This is a genomic window from Halopseudomonas sabulinigri, from assembly GCF_900105255.1.
In the GTDB taxonomy this organism is placed as follows: domain Bacteria; phylum Pseudomonadota; class Gammaproteobacteria; order Pseudomonadales; family Pseudomonadaceae; genus Halopseudomonas; species Halopseudomonas sabulinigri.
On sequence record NZ_LT629763.1, the window covers coordinates 3,738,298 to 3,755,770 of the forward strand.

The 17,473-nt window shown below is 61.3% G+C and carries 12 protein-coding genes; 11 read left to right on the forward strand and 1 reads right to left on the reverse strand.

The features are described 5' to 3' along the window. Window positions 1-33: 33 nt before the first annotated feature. The 11 genes from dnaE (at window position 34) to BLU26_RS17160 (ending at window position 16,244) form a co-directional block, all read left to right on the forward strand. Complete coding sequence (gene dnaE, locus BLU26_RS17110; protein ID WP_092288052.1) at window positions 34-3,558, forward strand: DNA polymerase III subunit alpha; 3,525 nt, start codon at window positions 34-36, stop codon at window positions 3,556-3,558. A 97-nt stretch (window positions 3,559-3,655) separates the two neighbouring features. Then, a complete protein-coding gene (gene accA / locus BLU26_RS17115) occupies window positions 3,656-4,612 on the forward strand; it encodes an acetyl-CoA carboxylase carboxyl transferase subunit alpha (RefSeq protein WP_092288053.1) in 957 nt (318 codons plus the stop codon). Between the two features lies 1 nt (window position 4,613). Continuing rightward, window positions 4,614-5,930, forward strand: a complete 1,317-nt coding sequence (gene tilS / locus BLU26_RS17120) for a tRNA lysidine(34) synthetase TilS (RefSeq protein ID WP_092288054.1) — start codon at window positions 4,614-4,616, stop codon at window positions 5,928-5,930. Window positions 5,931-6,059: 129 nt separating this feature from the next. Further along, entirely contained in the window at window positions 6,060-7,691 is a 1,632-nt protein-coding gene (locus tag BLU26_RS17125; RefSeq protein WP_092288055.1) for a CTP synthase, read from the forward strand. Between the two features lie 15 nt (window positions 7,692-7,706). Then, window positions 7,707-8,552 carry a 3-deoxy-8-phosphooctulonate synthase gene (gene kdsA / locus BLU26_RS17130; RefSeq protein WP_092288056.1) on the forward strand — a complete coding sequence of 282 codons (846 nt, stop codon included), beginning with the start codon at window positions 7,707-7,709 and terminating at the stop codon, window positions 8,550-8,552. A 48-nt stretch (window positions 8,553-8,600) separates the two neighbouring features. Next, complete coding sequence (eno, locus tag BLU26_RS17135) at window positions 8,601-9,890, forward strand: phosphopyruvate hydratase (protein WP_092288057.1); 1,290 nt, start codon at window positions 8,601-8,603, stop codon at window positions 9,888-9,890. A gap of 99 nt (window positions 9,891-9,989) precedes the next feature. Beyond that, a complete protein-coding gene (ftsB, locus tag BLU26_RS17140; protein WP_407920331.1) occupies window positions 9,990-10,262 on the forward strand; it encodes a cell division protein FtsB in 273 nt (90 codons plus the stop codon). An 8-nt stretch (window positions 10,263-10,270) separates the two neighbouring features. Further along, window positions 10,271-10,957: a 2-C-methyl-D-erythritol 4-phosphate cytidylyltransferase gene (gene ispD, locus BLU26_RS17145; protein WP_407920332.1), complete on the forward strand. Its 687-nt coding sequence runs from the start codon at window positions 10,271-10,273 to the stop codon at window positions 10,955-10,957. Between the two features lie 158 nt (window positions 10,958-11,115). Continuing rightward, the gene (gene imuA / locus BLU26_RS17150) at window positions 11,116-11,727 is read left to right on the forward strand and encodes a translesion DNA synthesis-associated protein ImuA (protein ID WP_092288059.1); all 612 of its coding nucleotides are present in this window, start codon (window positions 11,116-11,118) and stop codon (window positions 11,725-11,727) included. Between the two features lie 6 nt (window positions 11,728-11,733). Then, window positions 11,734-13,143: a Y-family DNA polymerase gene (locus BLU26_RS17155; RefSeq protein ID WP_092288060.1), complete on the forward strand. Its 1,410-nt coding sequence runs from the start codon at window positions 11,734-11,736 to the stop codon at window positions 13,141-13,143. Further along, a complete protein-coding gene (locus tag BLU26_RS17160) occupies window positions 13,119-16,244 on the forward strand; it encodes an error-prone DNA polymerase (RefSeq protein ID WP_197674505.1) in 3,126 nt (1,041 codons plus the stop codon). Before BLU26_RS17155 ends, BLU26_RS17160 begins: the two co-directional genes overlap by 25 nt. A gap of 25 nt (window positions 16,245-16,269) precedes the next feature. Here the strand turns inward: BLU26_RS17160 and BLU26_RS17165 are convergent, their stop codons facing one another. Then, window positions 16,270-17,319: an enoyl-CoA hydratase/isomerase family protein gene (locus BLU26_RS17165; protein ID WP_092288062.1), complete on the reverse strand. Its 1,050-nt coding sequence runs from the start codon at window positions 17,317-17,319 to the stop codon at window positions 16,270-16,272. Between the last annotated feature and the right edge of the window lie 154 nt (window positions 17,320-17,473).

A 17,473-nucleotide genomic window follows, 5' to 3' on the forward strand; every position in this document is an offset into this window, starting at 1 on the left:
GTCTTGCCGTTTGCCCTCTGAAACAGGATTCATATGAGCTTTTCCTTCGTTCACCTGCGCGTCCATAGCGAATATTCACTGGTTGATGGCCTGGTCAAGGTCAAGCCATTGATCAAGTCGGTGGCGGAAGCGGGCATGCCAGCGGTAGCGGTGACCGACCAGAACAACATGTGCAGCCTGGTGAAGTTTTATCGCACTGCGATGGGCGCCGGCGTGAAACCCATCTCGGGTGTCGATCTTTGGGTGCTGGGCGGCGAAGACGACAGCCAGCTGACTCGCCTGACCCTGCTGTCAATGAACCAGCGGGGTTATCGCAACCTGACCGAACTGATATCTCGCGGCTATACCGAAGGCCAGCGAAATGGTTTGGTCACGCTGCAGCGGGAATGGATTGCAGAAGCCAGCGAAGGGGTTATCGCGCTCTCCGGTGCCAAGGAAGGGGAGATTGGTCTGGCGCTGCTGTCCAACTCGCCACAACTGGCCGATGAGCTGCTGGACTACTGGATGGGCGTCTTTCCCGGTCGTTTCTATCTTGAATTGCAGCGTACCAGCCGGGTGAATGATGAAGAACACCTGCATGCGGCCGTGGCGCTGGGTATTCGCAAGGGCTGCCCAGTAGTGGCGACCAACGATGTGCGTTTCATTCGCCGCGAAGACTTCGAGGCGCACGAGACGCGTGTCTGCATTGGTGAAGGCCGGGTGCTGGGCGATCCGCGCCGCGCGCGGCAGTACAGCGAAGAACAATATCTGAAAACCCCGGCAGAGATGGCCGAGCTGTTTGTCGATATTCCCGAGGCGCTGGAGAACAGTGTAGAGATCGCCAAACGCTGCAACATCGACGTGCAGCTGGGTAAGCACTTTTTGCCGGACTTTCCCATCCCGGATGGACTGACCATTGAGGAGTTTTTCAAGAAGGTCTCCTTCGAGGGTCTGGAAGAACGCCTCAAGGTGGTATTGCCACCTGATACTGCAGATTACGAAGCCAAGCGACAGGTCTATGTGGACCGCCTGAACTTCGAGCTGGATATCATTAATCAGATGGGCTTTCCCGGCTACTTCCTGATCGTGATGGACTTCATCAAGTGGGCCAAGGGGAATGGCGTGCCGGTAGGCCCGGGCCGTGGCTCCGGGGCGGGGTCGCTGGTCGCCTACTGTCTGTTGATTACCGATCTGGATCCGCTGGCCTACGACCTGCTGTTCGAGCGCTTTCTCAACCCGGAGCGGGTATCCATGCCCGACTTTGACGTCGACTTCTGTATGGAAGGTCGCGACCGGGTGATCGAGTACGTAGCCGATATGTACGGCCGCAACGCGGTATCGCAGATCATCACCTTCGGCACCATGGCGGCCAAGGCTGTGGTGCGCGATGTGGCGCGTGTGCAGGGCAAGTCCTATGGCCTGGCGGACAAACTGTCGAAGATGATCCCCTTCGAAGTGGGCATGACGCTGGCCAAGGCCTTTGAGCAGGAAGAGATTCTGCGCGACTTTCTGGCCGGCGATGAAGAGGCCCAGGAAATCTGGGACATGGCGCTCAAGCTGGAAGGCATCACTCGAAACGTCGGCAAGCATGCTGGCGGTGTGGTGATTGCGCCCACCAAGCTGACCGATTTTTCGCCGCTGTATTGCGACGAAGCCGGTGGCGGTCTGGTAACTCAGTTCGACAAGGATGACGTAGAGGCCGCCGGCCTGGTGAAGTTCGACTTCCTTGGGCTGCGCACGCTCACCATCATCAAGTGGGCGATGGAAACCATCAACCGCGAACAGGCGAAGCAGGGGCTGGAGCCGGTCAATATCGATTTCATCCCGCTGGATGACGCGCCCACCTATCACATGCTGCAGAAAGCGGAGACCACGGCGGTTTTCCAGCTTGAATCCCGCGGCATGAAGGAGCTGATCAAAAAGCTCAAGCCGGACTGCCTGGAAGACATGATCGCACTGGTGGCGCTGTTTCGCCCGGGTCCGCTGCAGTCGGGCATGGTCGATGACTTCATCAACCGTAAGCACGGTCGTGAAGAGGTTTCTTACCCGCACCCCAATTACCAGTACGCTGGGCTGGAGCCTGTGCTCAAGCCCACTTACGGCATCATCCTGTATCAGGAACAGGTGATGCAGATTGCCCAGGTGATGGCGCGCTACACCTTGGGTGAGGCGGACATGCTGCGCCGTGCCATGGGTAAGAAGAAGCCGGAAGAAATGGCCAAGCAGCGTGGTGGCTTTATTGACGGCTGCGCCAGCAACAACATTGATGCTGACCTGGCCGGTAACATCTTCGATCTGGTAGAAAAATTCGCCGGTTACGGCTTCAATAAATCCCACTCTGCCGCCTACGGCCTGGTGTCTTACCAGACCGCCTGGCTGAAGGCGCATTACCCGGCACCCTTCATGGCTGCTGTGTTGTCGGCGGATATGCACAACACCGACAAGGTGGTGACGCTGATTGAAGAATGCCGCAGCATGAAGCTGCGTATTCAGCCGCCGAACGTGAATGTGTCGGAATACAAGTTCACCGTCGACGAGGCCGGTGATGTGGTCTACGGCTTAGGCGCCATCAAGGGCGTGGGTGAAGGCCCGGTAGAAACCATAGTGCAGACCCGCGCACAGGGTGAGCCTTTTGTGGATCTGTTCGACTTCTGTGCCAAGGTTGACCACAAGCGGATCAACAAGCGGGTCATGGAAGCACTGATTCGTTCCGGCGCTGTCGACACGCTCGGGCCCTTCTATGACACCGATGAGGCGGTTTATCTCAAGCAAGTTGACCGTAACCGTGCTGCGTTGATGGCCGCGATGGAAGAGGCCATGGCCTCGGCGGAGCAGACGGCCAAGAGCGCTGACAGCGGTCATGATGACCTGTTTGGCGACCTGCTGGGGCCATCTACCGCGCGTGACGTTTACGAGCCTTATCGCAAGGCGCGGGAGTGGACCTTCAAGGAGCGCCTGCGTGGCGAGAAAGATACGCTTGGACTGTATCTGACCGGCCACCCGATTGACGAATATGAGCGCGAGATCCGCCGGTTCGCCCGTCAGCGTATTCTGGATCTCAAGCCCTCGCGGGAAAGCCAGACCATTGCCGGTCTGGTATTCGATCTGCGGGTGATGAAGAGCAAGCGCGGCGATAAGGTCGGCTTCGTCACGCTGGATGACCGCTCGGCGCGCATAGAAGTATCGCTGTTTGCCGAGGCCTACCAGAGCGCACAGGCGTTACTGCAAAAGGATGCTTTGCTGGTGGTAGAGGGCGAGGTCGCCCAGGATGACTTCTCTGGCGGGCTGCGCATGCGCGCCAAGCGGGTAATGAGTCTGGAAGAGGCGCGTACCAGTTTGCTCGACAGCGTGCGGGTGCGTCTGGATACCGCGCGCCATGGTGAGGCGGCGCTGAGCAAGATGGCAGGCCTGCTGCAGCAGTATCGTGGCGGTTGCGCGGTGACTGTCGAGCTGCAGCGTCCGGATGCCGCCGCGCTATTGCGCCTGGGCGAGCAGTGGAAGGTCGAGCCGGCGGATGATCTGGTGCAAAGCCTGCGTGACCAATTAGGCAAAGACAGCGTCTCTCTGCACTACAGATGAGAAGGGAGTGGGGGTGCTCGACGGGCGCCTGCCAATCCCGTAAGGTAAAAACAAAATTTGGATGCCCGAGCCGGGCGAAAGCGGATGATGGATGCCTATGAGCAACAGCCAGAAATACCTGGAGTTTGAACAGCCAATCGCGGATCTGCAGGCCAAGATCGAAGAATTGCGCCTGGTCGGTAGTGACAATTCGCTGAATATCACCGAAGAAATTACCAAGCTGCAGGACAAGAGCAAATCGCTGACCGAAAGCATTTTCGGCAACCTGAGCAGCTGGCAGGTCGCGCAGATGGCGCGCCATCCGCAGCGGCCTTATACGCTGGATTACATCAAGGCCATCTTCACCGACTTTGAAGAGCTGCACGGCGACCGCCACTTTGCCGATGATGCCGCCATTGTTGGCGGTATCGCCCGCTTGGATGGCCGCCCGGTGATGGTTATCGGTCACCAGAAGGGCCGTGACGTGAAAGAGAAGGTGCGCCGCAACTTCGGCATGCCCAAGCCCGAAGGTTATCGCAAGGCGTGTCGCCTGATGGAAATGGCCGAGCGCTTCAAGATGCCGATCGTTACCTTTATTGACACCCCCGGTGCCTACCCCGGTATCGACGCCGAAGAGCGCGGTCAAAGCGAAGCCATCGCCTGGAATCTGCAGGTCATGGCGCGACTGAAAACGCCGATTATCGCCACCGTTATCGGCGAAGGCGGTTCTGGCGGGGCGCTGGCCATTGGCGTGTGTGATCATCTGATGATGCTGCAGTACTCCACCTACGCAGTGATCTCGCCCGAGGGCTGCGCGTCGATTCTGTGGAAGAGCGCCGAACGCGCCTCCGATGCGGCTGAAGCCATGGGTATCACCGCCGCACGCCTGAAGGAACTGGGGCTGGTCGATAGCCTGATTCCTGAGCCATTGGGCGGTGCCCAGCGTGCCCCACAGGAAACCGCAGAGCGCATCAAGGCGCAGTTGCTGACTCAGCTGGATAAGCTGCAAGCGCTGTCCGAAGAAGAGCTGCTGGAAAGCCGCTACGAGCGTTTGATGGCTTTCGGTATCAAATAATATGCTGACCCTGCAGGGGCTGCGGCAGCAGCTCGGCCCCTGCATGGGTGCTCACGCCTGGGTACTGGGTCTGTCCGGCGGGCTCGACTCCATGGCTCTGCTGGACGCGCTCACGCAATTGCGCCAGCAGCAATCAATCCCCCCTTTAAGTGCCATCCATGTACATCACGGTCTTAGCGCCGAAGCTGATGCGTGGGCGCAGTTCTGTGCAGATCAATGCGCTGCCCGTGGGGTGCCCTTGAGTGTCGCTCGTGTGCAGCTGCCTGCCGGGGCGAGTGTCGAAGAAGCTGCGCGTCAGGCGCGCTATGCGGCGTTTGCTGCGGCGCTGCCCCCACAGGCGGTGCTGCTGCTGGCGCACCACGCCGACGATCAACTGGAAACCCTGCTGTTCCGCATGCTGCGCGGCACTGGCTTGCGCGGCTTGGCGGGCATACCGCAGCAGCGGCAGTTGGCCGAGGGCTGGTTGTTTCGGCCTATGTTGTCCTGGTCACGGGCGCAGTTGCGGCAGTGGGCGCAGACACAAGGCCTGCGCTGGATTGACGATCCGGCGAACCAGGACGCCCGGTTTGCGCGCACGGCATTGCGCCACCAGCTGTTGCCCATGCTCCGGCAGCACTGGCCGGCAGCCGATCAGAGTCTGCTGCGCTTGGCGGCTCACGCCAGCGAGGCCAACGAGCTGCTGGATGAGCGCGCAGAGCAGGATCTGGCGACCGTAGCAACGCCGTTGACCGACGCCTGGTTGGCGGGTTGGCCAAGCCTGGATGTCGACGCCTTGCTTGGCCTGTCGCCGGCCCGGCAGCGCAATCTGCTGCGCTATTGGCTGGCGGCCCAGGGTGCGTTGCTGCCGGTTACGCGCCGGCTGGATGCCTGGTTGAGTCAGCTGGCTGCGGCCGAAGATGGGCAGCCGCAGCTCGACCTGGATGATTACCGTCTTTACCGTTCGTCGGGTCGCATCTGGTTTATACCGGGGGCCTGGCCGTCAAGCGGCACCCCTGAATCCTTGTCCGGTCATAGCGTGCAGTGGTTGCTGGCCGGCAACGGTTGCCTGCGCCTGAGCGCCTTGCCAGCCGGGGAGGGCGCATGGCGTATAGCCTATCGCCTTGGCGGTGAGCAGATTCGTCTACCGGGGCGCGGTACCCAGTCGGTAAAACACTTGCTGCAACAGGCGCAAATACCCGCTTGGCTGCGCCCTTGTGTGCCCTTGCTATACTGCGGCAACGAGCTGGTGTCGGTGGCCGGTCGCTGGAACGCCGAAGTGGCTTTGATGGATGCTGTGCAAAGCGGTTTTACGGTCAGTTGGGAGCCTGTTTCGGATTGAGCAAGTCGGGGCTGTCTGGTATCCTGACTTCCCATCTTGACGAGACTTTGGAAGCGCCTCCTGCTTCTGCAGACTCCCTTCGATTCCCCGCGGCGTTGGCCGCTTAACAGTTCAATCTATGGGTTTTTCATGACGCGCTACATCTTCGTCACGGGTGGTGTTGTATCTTCTTTGGGTAAGGGTATCGCCTCGGCCTCCCTGGCGGCGATCCTGGAGGCTCGGGGCCTCAAGGTCACCATGCTCAAACTGGATCCGTACATCAACGTGGATCCCGGTACCATGAGTCCGTTCCAGCACGGTGAAGTCTTCGTCACCCACGATGGTGCCGAAACCGATCTGGATCTTGGCCATTACGAGCGTTTCGTCAACGCCACCATGAGCCGTGCCAACAACTTCACCACCGGCCGGGTTTATGAGGACGTACTGCGCAAGGAGCGCCGCGGTGATTACCTGGGCGCGACCATTCAGGTCATTCCGCACATCACTGACGAGATCAAGAGCCGCATCATCAAGGGTGCTGGCGACGCTGATGTGGCGCTGGTTGAAATCGGCGGCACCGTTGGTGATATCGAATCCCAGCCGTTTCTGGAAGCCATTCGTCAGCTGCGCGTTGAAGTGGGTGCCAAGCGCGCCATGCTCATGCACCTGACGCTGGTGCCTTATATTGCGACTGCCGGCGAAACCAAGACCAAACCAACCCAGCATTCGGTGAAAGAGCTGCGCTCCATCGGCTTGCAGCCTGATGTGTTGATCTGCCGCTCTGATCACCCGATCGACCTGTCCTCGCGCCGCAAGATCGCGCTGTTCACCAACGTGGAAGAGCGTGCGGTCATCGGCCTGGAAGATGTCGACACTATTTTCAAGATCCCCTCTGTGCTGCACGCGCAGGGCCTGGATGATTTCGTGGTTGAGCGATTTGGCCTGGAATGTGGCGGTGCCGACCTGTCCGAGTGGGAGCGCGTGGTCGATGCCAAGCTCAACCCCGAGCATGAAGTCACCATTGCCATGGTCGGCAAGTACATGGAGCTGCTGGATGCCTACAAGTCGCTGATCGAAGCGCTGAGCCATGCCGGTATCCAGAGCCGCACCAAGGTCAACCTGCGATACATCGACTCCGAGAACATCGAGCAGCAGGGCACTGCACTGCTGGAAGACGTCGATGCCATTCTGGTGCCTGGTGGCTTCGGCTCACGTGGCGTGGAAGGCAAGATTGCTGCCGTGCGTTATGCCCGCGAGAACAAGATCCCCTATCTGGGGATCTGCCTGGGCATGCAGGTGGCGGTGATCGAGTACGCGCGCAATGTGCTGGGTTGGGACGATGCCAACTCCACTGAGTTCGACAAGACCTCCAAGCACCCTGTTGTCGGTTTGATTACCGAGTGGCAAACCGCCACCGGTGAAATGCAGACGCGCACCGAGGCCTCCGACCTGGGCGGCACCATGCGCCTCGGCGGCCAGGAATGTGCGCTTGAAGCGGGCTCCAAGGCCTATGACTGCTACGGCAAGGACGTGATTGTCGAGCGTCATCGCCACCGCTACGAGGTCAACAACAACCTGCTGCCTGATCTGCAGGCGGGTGGTCTGAATATTTCCGGTCGCTCGGTCGACGGTGCGCTGGTTGAAGTGGTCGAAGTCGCGGATCATCCGTGGTTTGTGGCTTGCCAGTTCCACCCTGAATTTACCTCCACGCCGCGTTATGGCCACCCGCTGTTCAGTGGCTTCGTGGGTGCAGCGCTGAAGCAGCACGCAAGCAAATCCTGAGGAAGCGATAAGGCTATGGCACAGAAAATCGTGCGGGTTGGCAACATCGAGATGGCGAATGACAAGCCGTTTGTCCTGTTTGGCGGCATGAACGTGCTGGAGTCTCGCGACTTGGCCATGCAGATCTGCGAAGAATACGTCAGGGTGACCGAGAAGCTCGGCATCCCTTACGTGTTCAAGGCCAGCTTCGACAAGGCCAACCGCTCCTCGATCAACTCCTACCGTGGTCCCGGCATGGAAGAGGGGCTAAAGATTTTCGAAGAGATCAAACGCACTTTCAACGTGCCGGTGATTACCGACGTGCATGAGCCGCATCAGGCGGCGCCGGTGGTTGAGGTTTGCGACATTATCCAGTTGCCTGCTTTCCTGTCCCGTCAGACCGATCTGGTAGTGGCCATGGCCAAGACCAATGCGGTGATCAACATCAAGAAAGCCCAGTTTCTGGCCCCCCAGGAAATGAAGCACATCCTTACCAAGTGCGAAGAAGCGGGTAACAGCAACTTGGTGCTCTGCGAACGCGGCTCCAGTTTCGGCTACAACAACTTGATTGTCGACATGCTGGGCTTCGGCATCATGAAGCAATTTGAATACCCGGTATTCTTTGATGTGACCCATGCCTTGCAGCAGCCCGGTGGACGCAGTGATTCCGCCGGTGGCCGCCGTGCCCAGGTCACTGACCTGGCCAAGGCCGGTATCAGCCAGGGCCTGGCGGGGCTGTTTCTTGAAGCGCACCCCGATCCTGACAACGCCAAATGCGACGGCCCCTGTGCCCTGCGGCTGGCCAAGCTGGAGCCTTTCCTGACCCAGCTGAAACAGCTTGATGACCTGATCAAGGGCTTCCCGGAACTGGAAACCGCTTGATCTGCGCCTTTATCCGATTACCCCATTACATGGAGCTAGCAAGTAAAGATGGCAAAAATCATTGATATCAAAGGCCGCGAAGTCCTCGACTCACGCGGCAACCCCACGGTTGAAGCGGACGTAATTCTGGAAGGCGGCATTGTGGGCAGTGCTTGCGCTCCTTCCGGTGCCTCGACCGGTTCGCGTGAAGCGCTGGAGCTGCGTGACGGCGACAAGAGCCGTTATATGGGCAAGGGCGTACTCAAGGCAGTTGCCAATATCAATGGCCCCATCCGCGAATTGCTGGTTGGCCGTGATGCCAAGGAGCAGGTCGAGCTGGATCGCGCGATGATCGAGCTAGACGGCACCGAGAACAAGGCCACCCTGGGCGCCAACGCCATTCTGGCTGTCTCGCTGGCCGCTGCCAAGGCCGCCGCTCAGGCCAAGGGTGTGCCACTGTACGCGCACATTGCTGATTTGAACGGCACGCCTGGTGTCTACTCCATGCCGGTGCCGATGATGAACATCATCAATGGCGGCGAGCACGCCGACAACAACGTGGATATCCAGGAGTTCATGGTGCAGCCGGTGGGTGCCAAGAACTTTGCCGATGCGCTGCGCATGGGCGCCGAGATTTTCCATCACCTGAAAGCCGTATTGAAGGCCCGTGGCCTGAATACCGCAGTGGGTGACGAAGGCGGTTTTGCACCTAACCTGGCTTCCAACGAAGATGCGCTGGCTGCCATCTCTGAAGCGGTAGCCAACGCCGGTTACACCCTGGGCGACGACGTCACTCTGGCACTGGACTGCGCCTCCAGCGAGTTCTACAAGGATGGCAAATACGACCTGGCCGGCGAAGGCCAGGTATTTGATGCTGCCGGGTTTGCCGACTACCTCGCCGGTCTGTCCCAGCGTTACCCGATCATCTCCATTGAAGACGGTATGGACGAGTCCGACTGGGCTGGCTGGAAAGTGCTGACCGACAAGATCGGCGACAAGGTGCAGCTGGTGGGTGATGACCTGTTCGTGACCAACACCAAGATTCTCAAGCGCGGTATCGACGAGAAAATCGGCAACTCCATTCTGATCAAGTTCAACCAGATCGGCTCGCTGACCGAAACCCTCGAAGCCATTCAGATGGCCAAGGCCGCCGGCTTTACAGCGGTTATCTCGCACCGCTCCGGTGAGACCGAAGACAGCACCATTGCCGATCTGGCAGTAGGGACTGCAGCGGGTCAGATCAAAACGGGTTCGCTGTGCCGTTCCGACCGCGTCTCCAAGTACAACCAGCTGCTGCGCATTGAAGAGCAACTGGCTGGTCAGGCGCCTTACAAGGGTCGCGCTGAATTTCGCGGTTGATCTCGGGCCGGAGCGGCATCAGGGCGTTGTGGTGAGCCGCTAGCTGGCGGTCCAACAACCTGATAGCCTTCCGGCTTGCCCTGCAGGAGTGTCGATATTGTGAAATGGCTGTGGCTGAGTGTGATCCTGTTGCTGGCTGGCCTGCAATATCGCCTGTGGGTGGGTGAAGGCAGTCTGGCGCATGTGGCCCAGCTCAAGCAGCAGATTGCCAGCCAGGAGCGCGAGAACGAGCAGCTGCTGGAACGTAATCGGGTGCTGGCAGCTGAAGTGATCGAGCTCAAGCAAGGCGTCGAAACGGTAGAAGAGCGTGCCCGGCATGAGCTGGGCATGGTCAAACAGGGCGAAACCCTGTTTCAGCTGAGCGGCGAATAAGTGCCGTGATGCTTCCTTTCTGGGTGGTGGTGCCGGCGGCCGGTGTAGGCGCGCGCATGCAGGCAGATCGTCCCAAGCAATATCTTCTCTGGGGTGAACGCACCCTGATCGAACATACCCTTGACTGTTTTCTCGACCAGCCCGGCTTGCGCGGCCTGGTGGTATCGCTGTCAGCAACGGATGATTGGTGGCCGGCGCTGGCCTGTGCGAACGATAGTCGTATCACCCGTGCAGGTGGTGGCCGTGAGCGTGCGGACTCGGTGCTCAATGGTCTAGCAGCGCTGCGCGAACTGGGTGCAGCAGACGGTGACTGGGTGCTGGTGCATGATGCGGCTCGCCCCAACCTGGCAGAGACTGATCTGCAGCGCCTGTTACACACGTTGGCAGATGATCCGGTCGGTGGGCTGTTGGCCGTGCCGGTACGCGATACCCTCAAGCAGGTTGGCAGCGATGGTCGGGTAACGGCCACGCCGGATCGCGCGCTTTTCTGGCAGGCTTATACACCGCAGATGTTTCGTCTTGGCGCGTTGCAGCAGGCTTTAACCGGCGCCCTTGCGGCCGGAGCCACCATTACCGATGAAGCCTCTGCCATGGAGTGGGCCGGCCAGGCGCCGCTGCTGGTGGAAGGGCGTGCGGACAATATCAAGGTGACTCGCCCCGAGGACCTTGAATGGCTGGCACACCGCCCGGCCTGACCTGTACTTACCGAACCTTCTGTCTCTTTACCGCGTGCAGCGTATGGCAGCACGCCCATTCGTCGTGCCTGTCGTTTAGCGATTGACCCGCCGTAAGGGAGTAAAATATGCTGTATGTATATACAGTTTATTGTTATTTCCTGTCAGGAGGGTGAGCGATGGGTTCGGTGGTTGCGCTCGATAGTCTGCTGCAGCAGCGGCGCGTTTGGCGTGGCCGGCAGGAAGTGCCGCCGGCCAAGCTGCAGCCTACGGGCCATGCGGTACTGGACGCCGCGCTGCCCAGCGGTGGCTGGCAGGCCGCTGCGCTCAACGAAATCCTGTTGCCCGCTGCGGGCAGCGGTGAGCTGCAACTGCTGTGGCCTACGCTGACCCGTCTGACTGCCGAGGATGAGCGGGTGGTGCTGGTCGCGCCGCCGGCGATACCCTTTGCACCTGCCTGGGCGCAGGCACGGGTGGCCTTGCCACGGTTATCGATCATCCAGGCCAGCGGCAGCGATGCACTTTGGGCGGCTGAACAGTGCTTGCGGTCCGGTAGCTGTGGTGCTGTGCTCTGCTGGCCAGAGCGCACCGATGATCGCGCTCTGCGCCGGCTACAGGTGGCGGCTGAAACGGGAGATACGCTGGCTTTTGTCCTGCGCCCGCAACGCGAGGCGATAAACGCCTCGCCCGCCGCGTTGCGGCTGTTGCTGGAACTGCGCCCCAATCAATTGCGGGTGCTGAAATGCCGTGGCGGGCTGGCGCCCAGTCACGCGCTCGCGCTGGGGCACTGAGCGCTCATGCGTTGGGCCTGTATTCTGTTGCCGCAGTTGGCACTGGACGCGGTATTGCGCACGCGCGAAGACCCGTTGCAACCCTTGGTATTGGTGCAGGGTCCGGTGCAGCGCCGGCTGGTGCAGGCGGTCAATCCGGCGGCCCGTGAGCTGGGTATCCGTCGCGGGCAAACGCTGACCGCCGCACGCGCACTGAGTGACGACTTTGTCTGCGTTGAGCACGACCCCGAGCACGTTCAGTACTGGCAGACTTTTCTGGCTGCCTGGGCTTACCGGTTCAGCTCCCATGTGAGCCTTGATTATCCTCGTGCCTTGTTGGTGGAGGTACAGAGCAGTCTGGGGTTGTTCGGCCCCTGGCCGCGTTTTGAGCAGCGTCTGCGCCGAGAGCTAGCGGAGCTGGGCTTTTCTCACCGTATTGCCGTGGCGCCCAATGCGCTGGCTGCACGGGTGCTGGTGAATGTGGCTGACGGCTTGGCGGTTGATGAGCTGCAGTTGCCGGATTACCTGCGTGAGCTGCCGGTGAGCCGCAGTGGTTTTGCGCCCGAAGCCGCCGATGAGCTGTCGCGTATGGGATTGCGCAAGCTGCATCAGGTATTGGCGTTGCCACGTGCCAGTCTGGCACGACGTTTTCCGCGCAGCCTGCTGGATCACCTTGATACCCTGCAGGGCTTGCACCCCCTGGCGCTTGGCGCCTACCAGCCGCCCGATGATTTCGCCGGGCGGGTGGAGTTCAATTTTGAGGTGGAATCCATTGCCTCCCTGCTGTTCCCGCTACGCCGGCTGACCGGAGATCTGGCGGTATTTCTGGCCGGGCGGGACTGTGGCGTACAGCGCTTCGTACTGCTGCTGGAGCATCGTGAGGGTGAGCCGACTCAGGTGCCGGTGGGATTGCTGAGCGCCGATCGGGAGCCGGGCATGTTGTTTGAACTGGCCCGAGGCAGGCTGGAAGCGGTGCAGCTGCGTGCGCCGGTCCAGGCGTTTGCGGTGCGGGCCCAGGAGTTGCCGCGCTTCGTGCCGGCGGCGGGCGAGTTGTTTGTTGAGCGTCCGCAGCAGTCGCTGGCTTGGGAGCAGTTGCGCGAAAGGCTGCGCGCGCGGCTGGGCGATGATGCGGTGCAAGGCCTTGCACTGTGTGCCGATCACCGCCCAGAGCAGGCCTGGAGTGCGCAGCCGCAGGCCGGCGCAGCGCAACTAGACGAGCCGCCGCGTCCCGGCTGGCTGCTGGCTGAACCACAACCGCTGGACGATCTGTTCCCGCGCATTCTCTGTGGCCCGGAGCGGATCGAGTCCGGTTGGTGGGATGGCGGCGATGTGCGCCGCGATTACTACCTGGTCGAAACCCGCGATGGGCGCCGCGCCTGGGCTTTTCATGCTGCCGGTGGCGCGGGGCCCATGTGGGTTCACGGTTGGTTTGCATGAGTCTTGGTTATGCCGAACTGCATTGCCTGTCGAACTTCAGCTTCCAGCGTGGTGCCTCCAGCGCGCAGGAGCTGTTCGAGCGGGCTCAACTGCATGGTTATCACGCGCTGGCGATCACTGACGAGGGCACCTTGGCGGGTATCGTCCGTGCCTGGCAGGCGGCGCAGGCTACCGGCCTCAAGCTGATTGTCGGCAGTGAAGTACAGATCGACAACGGCGATCTGGTGGACTCGGCTATCGGTAACCCGAGACTGGTCTTGCTGGTAGAGAACTTGAACGGCTATCAGAACCTGTGTCGCCTTTTGACGCTGGCGCGGCGCCGCGCAGAGAAGGGCTGTTACCAACTGCTGGCCGAGGACCTGGACGCTGGGCTGGCTGGCCTGTTGGCGCTCTGGCTGCCCGATGCCTCGGCGAGCGAGGCGCAGGGCCGCTGGCTGGTTGAACGCTTTGCCGGTGTGTTGTGGCTGGCGGTCGAGCTGCACCGTGGGCCGGATGATGCGCAGCGGCTAGATCAGTTGCAGGGGCTGGCCGCGCGTTTGGGGCTGCCCTGCGTGGCCAGCGGCGACGTGCACATGCATGCGCGCGGCCGCCGTGCGCTGCAGGACACCCTCACCGCGATTCGTCACCACTGTACCGTGATGCAGGCCGGCTACCGCTTGCACGCCAACGGTGAGCGCCACCTGCGCAGCCTGTCGGTACTGCAGGCGATTTACCCGCCCGCGCTGTTGGCGGAAACCCGGCGTATCGCCGACCGCTGCCAGTTTGATCTTGGCCAGCTGCGTTATCAGTATCCACATGAAGTGGTGCCAGCGGGGCACACGCCGGCCAGCTGGCTGCGTGAGCTGACTCTGCGTGGCCTGCGCTGGCGCTGGCCGCAAGGCGTGGCAGACAAGGTCGCAGAGCAGATTGAGCGTGAGCTGCAGCTGATCGCCGAAAAGGCTTACGACAGTTATTTTCTTACCGTGCACGACATCGTCGATTACGCGCGCCGGCAAAATATTCTCTGCCAGGGACGAGGCTCGGCGGCCAACTCGGCGGTGTGTTACGCCCTGGGTATTACCGAAATCGACCCGTCACACAGCAACCTGCTGTTTGAGCGCTTCATTTCGCGTGAACGTGACGAGCCGCCGGATATTGATGTGGACTTTGAACACGAACGCCGCGAAGAGGTGATCCAGTATGTGTTTCGCCGCTATGGGCGTGAACGGGCCGCCCTCACTGCCGTAGCCAACACCTACCATGCTGCCGGCGCTGTGCGTGATGTTGCCCGGGCGCTGGGATTGCCGGCAGACCAGATTGACCAGCTGGCACGCTGTTGTGGCCGCTGGAGCAACCGCATACCGGATGCCGAGCGCCTCGCGGAGGCTGGCTTTGCTGCCGACAACCAGGCGTTGCATCGCATATTGACGCTGGCTGGTGAGTTGATCGGCTTTCCCCGCCATCTGTCGCAGCATCCGGGCGGTTTTGTCATCTCCGAGGCGCCGCTGCACACGCTGGTGCCGGTCGAGAACGCCAGCATGGCCGAGCGCACGGTCATTCAGTGGGACAAGGACGATCTGGATGCGGTAGGGCTGCTCAAGGTGGATATTCTGGCCCTGGGCATGCTCAGTGCGCTGCGCCGCTGCTTTGATCTGCTGCGCCACTATCGCAACCTGGATCTGACACTGGCGAGCATTCCGGCAGAGGATAAACCGACATACGAGATGATCAGCCGCGCCGATACCGTCGGCGTATTCCAGATTGAATCGCGCGCGCAGATGGCTATGCTGCCGCGCTTGCAGCCGCGGACCTTCTACGATTTGGTGATCGAGGTTTCCATTGTGCGGCCAGGGCCCATCCAGGGCGACATGGTGCACCCTTACCTGCGCAGGCGTAACGGTGAGGAGGCGGTGGTCTACCCGTCGGAGGAGCTGAAAAAGGTCTTTGAGCGCACCCTGGGGGTGCCGTTGTTTCAGGAGCAGGTCATGGAACTGGCGATTGTCGCCGCCGGTTACAGCCCCGGTGAGGCTGATCAGTTGCGCCGCTCAATGGCGGCCTGGAAGCGCAGCGGCGGTCTGGAGCCGCATCGCCAGCGGCTGACGGCAGGCATGCTTGAGCGCGGTTACAGCGCGGAGTTTGCGGCGCGGATTTTTGAGCAGATCAAAGGCTTTGGCAGTTACGGCTTCCCCGAGTCGCATGCGGCCAGTTTTGCCCTGCTGACCTACGCCAGTTGCTGGCTGAAATGTCATGAGCCGGCAGCATTTACCTGCGCGCTGATCAACAGTTGGCCAATGGGTTTTTACAGTCCGGATCAGCTGCTGCAGGACGCCCGACGGCACGGCATTGAGACACGGCCGGTGGACGTGTGCTGCAGCGACTGGGATTGCACACTGGAGCCCATTGCGGACGGGCAGCCCGCAATTCGCCTGGGGCTGCGGCAGGTGAAAGGCTTTAGTGAGGCAGATGCACAGCGGCTGGTAGCGGCGCGGGAACAGCAGCCGTTTGCCGATGTGGCCGATCTGCTGCAGCGCAGCGCACTGGCCAGCCGTGCCCGCGCGCAGCTGGCGGATGCCGGTGCCCTGCGTGCTCTGGCGGGTGGACGCTTTCGGGCACGCTGGGCGGTAGCAGGCGTTGAGCCGCAGCTGGCGCTGTTTGCCGGTGCAGCGGCGTCAGCTGAGGCGCCGGCCCTGATTCCCACGCCCAGTGTCGCCGAGGACTTGCAGGCCGATTACGCCAGTCTAGGCACCACCCTGGGGCCGCACCCGCTGTGCCTGCTGCGTGCCGAGCTCAGCCGCCGGGGCTGTCGCAGTTCACGCGATCTGCTGCAGCTGCCGCCGGACCGGCCGGTCAAGGTGGCGGGGTTGGTGGTGGGGCGGCAACGGCCAGGTACGGCAACCGGGGTAACCTTTGTCACCCTGGAGGACGAGTTCGGCATGATCAACGTGATCGTCTGGCGCGACCTGGCCGAGCAGCAACGCCAGGTACTGGTCGGCTCACAGCTGTTGATGGTGCAGGGACAGTTCGAGGCGCGGGACGGGGTGCGTCATGTGATTGCTCGGCGCTTGCATGACCTTGATGAACTGCTTTCGGGTATTCGGGTGCGCAGCCGTGACTTTCATTAAACGGCTGCGACCGAGAGGGACTGCCCTATAGACCGGCAAAAAAGGCCGCAACCCGTTTCGGGTCGAGCTGCTCAAGGTGTGGCGGGTCCCACTTTGGTTGTTTGTCCTTGTCGACCAGCAGCGCGCGCACGCCCTCCATGATGTTGCCTTTCTCAAACCACTGACGGCCCAGGTGCAGCTCCATGGCAAAGCAGTCGGCCAGCGTCAGTGACCGGCCGCGCACCAGCATGGCCTGGGTCACGGCCATGGCCAGTGGTGAGCGTGTGTCGATGATCTCGAGGGTGCGCTGAGCCCATTCGCTGAACTCGGGGCGCTGCTCGCTGGCCAGTGAGGCGCGAATGGCGGCGATGTCGGGTTGGGCGAAGTGCAGGTCAATGGCCGGCTGTAGCGTCTGCAAATCGGCTTCAGGCAGCGCGCAGTCCGCCAGGACGGCTATCTGCTCGCGCAGGCTGCCTTCCGCCGGGTTGAGGCTGTCGAGCAGCGCTTCCAGCTCACTCAGACGGTAACTGCTGATGCACAGGTCGCCAAGACCAGCGTACAGCGCGTCGCTGCTGCCGACGTGGTTGCCGGTGATACCCAAGTACAAGCCAATCTGGCCCGGCAGGCGGGACAGGAAGTAGCTGCCACCGACATCCGGGAAGTAGCCGATTCCGGTTTCCGGCATGCCGAGGCGTGAGCGCTCGGTCAGCAGGCGGATGCTGGCGCCCTGCGCCAGCCCCATGCCCCCGCCGAGGACGATGCCATCCATCAGCGCGAGGATGGGTTTCTGGTAGGCGTGGATATAGGCATCCAGTTCATATTCTTCGCGGAAGAAGGTTTCCGGTTCGTGGCTACGCCCGGCCAGATAACTGTCGTACATGTGGCGGATGTCACCGCCGGCACAGAAGGCGCGCTCGCCAGCACCGCGCAATACCACCGCCAGTACGGTCGGATCTTGCGCCCATTGCTCCAGCTGGGTGCGTAACAGTTGCACCATTTCCAGTGTTAACGCGTTGAGGCCGGCGGGGCGGTTGAGGGTGAGGTGGCCAATATGGCCACGTAGCTCGGCCAAAACAGGGCAGGGAGTAGTGCTCATGAATCAACTCCAGCAACGGCAGTCAGGCTGCGGATGATTTTGCCAAGACAGGTACGGGCACCGATGCAGCTTGGCGGTAGGGCTTGAGTATAAGGGAGTGGGTTGCGAGCCTGCACCCCGGAGCGAGCCACAGAGACAGGTTGTCGGGATCAGC

Excerpts from the sequence above, each read along its gene's own strand:
- dnaE (WP_092288052.1), top strand. The coding sequence starts at position 34 with ATGAGCTTTTCCTTCGTTCACCTGCGCGTCCATAGCGAATATTCACTG.
- accA (WP_092288053.1), top strand. The coding sequence starts at position 3,656 with ATGAGCAACAGCCAGAAATACCTGGAGTTTGAACAGCCAATCGCGGAT.
- tilS (WP_092288054.1), top strand. The coding sequence starts at position 4,614 with ATGCTGACCCTGCAGGGGCTGCGGCAGCAGCTCGGCCCCTGCATGGGT.
- BLU26_RS17125 (WP_092288055.1), top strand. The coding sequence starts at position 6,060 with ATGACGCGCTACATCTTCGTCACGGGTGGTGTTGTATCTTCTTTGGGT.
- kdsA (WP_092288056.1), top strand. The coding sequence starts at position 7,707 with ATGGCACAGAAAATCGTGCGGGTTGGCAACATCGAGATGGCGAATGAC.
- eno (WP_092288057.1), top strand. The coding sequence starts at position 8,601 with ATGGCAAAAATCATTGATATCAAAGGCCGCGAAGTCCTCGACTCACGC.
- ispD (WP_407920332.1), top strand. The coding sequence starts at position 10,271 with ATGCTTCCTTTCTGGGTGGTGGTGCCGGCGGCCGGTGTAGGCGCGCGC.
- imuA (WP_092288059.1), top strand. The coding sequence starts at position 11,116 with ATGGGTTCGGTGGTTGCGCTCGATAGTCTGCTGCAGCAGCGGCGCGTT.
- BLU26_RS17155 (WP_092288060.1), top strand. The coding sequence starts at position 11,734 with ATGCGTTGGGCCTGTATTCTGTTGCCGCAGTTGGCACTGGACGCGGTA.
- BLU26_RS17165 (WP_092288062.1), bottom strand. The coding sequence starts at position 17,319 with ATGAGCACTACTCCCTGCCCTGTTTTGGCCGAGCTACGTGGCCATATT.